This window comes from Nostoc sp. XA010 (assembly GCF_020829625.1).
GTDB lineage: Bacteria > Cyanobacteriota > Cyanobacteriia > Cyanobacteriales > Nostocaceae > Nostoc.
This window is the reverse complement of record NZ_JAIVFX010000116.1, coordinates 1-3,992: the sequence shown is the minus strand read 5'-3', so window position 1 is coordinate 3,992 and position 3,992 is coordinate 1. Positions and strand designations below refer to the sequence as shown.

The window sequence follows — 3,992 nt, the reverse complement described above, 5'->3', positions numbered from 1 at the left end:
TTTTATCTTGTTCTCTGGTCAGAAATACCCTTAAACGGCTACCCATATCCCTGTTACCTTGCTGGATATATTATACGTATTTACTTATCTTTACATAGTTTGGTTTTTTCACCTTGTTCTACTTAATTAAAAGCCTTCTAGTCTTTAACTGGAGAGTTTATTGTTTAAGACGTATTATCGTTTAGCAGCAAACCAGCTAATCAACTTAATAATTAAAAAAATAAGTCCGAGAGAAAAGAAATTAAAAGGAGAAAGATTTGAAGTTGCAACAGAAATACATGAAGCTGTTAAAAATACAATATTAGATATGAGAACAAATCCCGATCTGACAGTTGAATTTAAATCTTCGATAGCTCTAATTAAATCCTTATTATCATCAGGCATAAAAACACCTTTTAATTGTTAGAAAAGTACTTTACAACGAATAGAACCTTTAAACAGCAAGTATTAGGCTACTTTCTACACCGACCACTACCCCTGGACAAAGAGCCGCTAGCAGGTTTATAAGGTTCTACATGCCAAATAAAAAGACTCTAGAAGATTTAGGACAAATGTGGAAACCCTACCGTTCTATTGCTGTTGGTATCTGTGGCAAGGTTTAGAGATAAAAGATAACTAAGCAATAGCAACAATAATCCACTGTTCCACAGATTTCCTCGCTCAACGTCCCTACTAAGCATAAAATTAAATTGTCAAGGGTTAAGAATTATGGGGTTGTACTCGCGAGTTATCTTTCCACGTCTTCTCGACTGGAGTTTGTCACTTCCAAACTTAGCTAAATATCGTCAGGAATTGTTAGCTGATGTAACAGGAGAAGTTCTGGAAATTGGTTTTGGAACTGGATTAAATTTGGCTTACTATCCTTATAGTATTCACAAAATCACTACAGTTGACGTGAATCCTGGAATGAATGCTTTGGCAAACAAGCGGATTAGTGACTCTGGTATCATAAGACCTCTTGCATAAATCAAAAATAAAGAACCCCACCCCGTATTTGCTAACGCAAACGCTCCCCTCCCGAAGAGCGGGGAGGGGTTGGGGGTGGGGTGTTAGGGACTTTTGCAAGAGGTCTATAGTTGAACAACTCCTGCTATCAAGTGAAAATCTCCCGATGCCAGACAATACATTTGATAGTGTGGTCAGCACTTGGACTTTGTGCAGTATTGCAAATGTACAGCAAGCACTCCAAGAAGTTTATCGAGTACTAAAACCGGGTGGTAGGTTCTTTTTCGTGGAACATGGGTTGAGTGATAAGCCTAGCGTACAGGTTTGGCAGCATCGCCTCACACCAATTCAAAAAGTCGTAGCCGATGGATGTCACCTGAATCGAGATATTCAAAAATTAGTAGAACAGCATTTTGACCATGTAGGGCTAAAGCAGTTCACACCTGAAAATTTTTCAGATTTGATAGCTCATCTCTACTTTGGATGTGCAACTAAGAAAGCATTGTAAATTTTTAACAGTTAGGCAATATCTAATAATTAGTTATGAAAGCCATTAATGCAATCCTATTATTTCTGTGACTTCGCGTCAGATTTCCCACCAACACGCCACTCATCACTCCAATAGCTCACATCAGCAAGACTTTCGCAAATAAGAGAGAAAATCGATTGGGGAGACGATTGGTGGACTAAGCCCCCTAAGAGCGATGTCTACGACGGGCTGCGCCTACGCTACTTCCTCCATCGTCAGCAACCATATCCTGTAACCCGTCAAGCCATTTGCTCAAAGTCGCGGATGCCCTACTCAAAAATAACGAGCCGGGCAGTCTACTATGGCCACTAGTTTTCTGGATGCCCGCCAATTGAGCAATGATGGCTTAAGGAATACATTGCCTAGCAATCTACTGAGGTACTATCAAGCTATCACAGTATTTGATGCCAGTTCTGCCGAAATGAGATAATGTAGTAATGTAGATTATTTTTGTAATACATAAGGGAGGAAGAATGATGACTCAATTACTAGCTGTCCGGGTTCCCTTCAAAAACTCAACCAACTCAAGGCGCAGAGATTTTCGTTAAATCCTCCATTTGCAGGAATGATACTCGAATTTACAGACACTAAAAAATTCATCTACAAAAGTGTCTGCCTCTGTGCGCCTTGTCTATTAGAAAAGCAGCACACATCGAGGAAACATCAATGAATTTGGATTTTTTAGGCTGGAGTGACTTTTTTACTCACAGTTTTGCACCTTATAGCCAACAAGGTTTTAGCGTTGCTAGGGTTGCTATTGAATACAGAAATACTTACATCGTTTATAGCCAGCAGGGGGAACTTACAGCAGAAGTTACAGGGAAACTGCGACATCAAGCAATTTTTGGGCAAGACTTTCCTGCTGTTGGGGATTGGGTTATCATTCAGCCGCGAGAAAAAGGACACGCTAGCATTCACGGAATTTTGCCCAGAAAAAGCAAGTTTTCACGAAAAATCGCTGGTAGTAAAACCGAAGAACAAATTGTTGCAGCTAACATTGACACCGTGTTCTTGGTTTGTGGACTTGATGGCGACTTTAATCTCAGAAGAATTGAACGCTATCTGATTTTGGCAAACAATAGTGGTGCAAATCCAGTCATCGTTTTAAATAAAGCCGACCTGTGCAATTCTTTAGAAGATAATCTCTCAAAAGTTGAAGCTGTTGCCCAAGGAGTACCAATTTTAGTATTGAGTGCCACCACTAATCAAGGGCTGGATGTCTTGAAATCATACCTCCAGCCAGGACAAACAGTTGCTTTGTTAGGGTCTTCTGGTGTGGGTAAATCTACTATGACTAACCAACTAAAAGGTGCATCAGTACAAGCTGTGCAACCAGTGCGTCGAGGTGATGACCAAGGTCGTCACACGACTACAAATCGAGAATTGATATTACTGCCGACAGGCGGCTTAATTATCGATACCCCAGGAATGCGAGAAATTCAAATTTGGGCAGGTGGTGAAAGCTTGCAAGAAACTTTTGCAGATATTGAAACTTTAGCCGCAGAATGCCGTTTTCGTAATTGTCAACACAATAACGAACCTGGTTGTACAGTGCAACAAGCATTACTTGAAGGAGAACTTGATTTTTTTAGATTTCTCAGCTACCAAAAATTGCAAAAAGAACTTAACTATCTTGTTCGCAAACAAGACCAACGGGCGCAATTAGATGAGAAAGAACGCTCCAAGAAAATCCATAAAGCTATGCGAAATTATTACAAGCGTTGATGACATTGAGATAATTAACTGATTTTGTTACGGGACGGGGATATTACCCGTCCTTTTAATCAATCCCCACCTCTAACTTCAAGTTCATAAATCTTACAAGCCTTGGTATCTGTTCAAAATCACAGTTGCCGTCTGTAATACGCTGGTTAATGCTACCTCTAACCTTTGTAATGCCAACTTCAAGATTATTCGTTTTTTGCGTAAAGTAGGCAACTTGAGGTGAAGAGTATCATATAACGGTATTTACTATGGATAAACCGGGGACAACACTAAAAGTCTCCTATATAATTTACTTCTATCAAAAACTGCTCTGGATTAACTCCAGAGCAGTTTTATGTTGAGTCGATAAGCCCTAGTTTAGTAATCGCTATGATATTAGATAGGGTTTGATGATTCATCAGGTGTCAATAATCAACACAAGCAATGCCAACTCTGCCAAAGAGAAATGGAATCTTTGACTGTCCATCACTTAGTTCCCCGACAAAATACCAAACGCAAAAAACAAGACCCAGGCCCAACAGCAAATATTTGTTCTGCCTGCCATTGCCAGATTCACGCTTTATTTGATAACAAGCTGCTAGCCCTTGAACTCAACACTTTAGACAAGCTCAAAAATGAACCACAAATGCAGAAATTTTTGGTTTGGGTAAGAAAGCTTTTCCCCAGGTAATACCAATTTGAAAAAAGAATGCGACAAATGGTAAATGTATAGAAGCAGCATTTGGGGTGTGTGATGGCAGGGATAACCCGGATAGAGATCAAAGAGAGTGCAGAGGAACTAGAGGCACTGCTA

Annotated in this window: 3 protein-coding genes and 2 pseudogenes; 4 read left to right on the top strand and 1 reads right to left on the bottom strand. The window is 39.9% G+C overall.

The genetic code is table 11. The annotated features are described in order from the left end of the window. Positions 1-174: 174 nt before the first annotated feature. Positions 175-384, bottom strand: coding sequence for a hypothetical protein (locus LC608_RS36390; protein WP_229558144.1), 210 nt, complete (start codon positions 382-384; stop codon positions 175-177). 324 nt (positions 385-708) lie between these two features. On the opposite strand from LC608_RS36390, the pseudogene LC608_RS36385 reads away from it, so the two are divergent. The 4 genes and pseudogenes from LC608_RS36385 to LC608_RS36370 all read left to right on the top strand — a co-directional run. Next, positions 709-951 (top strand): annotated as a pseudogene (locus tag LC608_RS36385) (methyltransferase domain-containing protein); the annotation flags it as partial. A gap of 124 nt (positions 952-1,075) precedes the next feature. Next, positions 1,076-1,453: pseudogene (locus LC608_RS36380) on the top strand (class I SAM-dependent methyltransferase); the annotation flags it as partial. Positions 1,454-2,140: 687 nt separating this feature from the next. After that, positions 2,141-3,199 carry a ribosome small subunit-dependent GTPase A gene (gene rsgA, locus LC608_RS36375; protein WP_229558143.1) on the top strand — a complete coding sequence of 353 codons (1,059 nt, stop codon included), beginning with the start codon at positions 2,141-2,143 and terminating at the stop codon, positions 3,197-3,199. 379 nt (positions 3,200-3,578) lie between these two features. Further along, positions 3,579-3,869 (top strand): HNH endonuclease, encoded by a 291-nt coding sequence (locus tag LC608_RS36370; RefSeq protein WP_374108502.1) that lies wholly within the window; start codon positions 3,579-3,581, stop codon positions 3,867-3,869. Positions 3,870-3,992 lie beyond the last annotated feature (123 nt).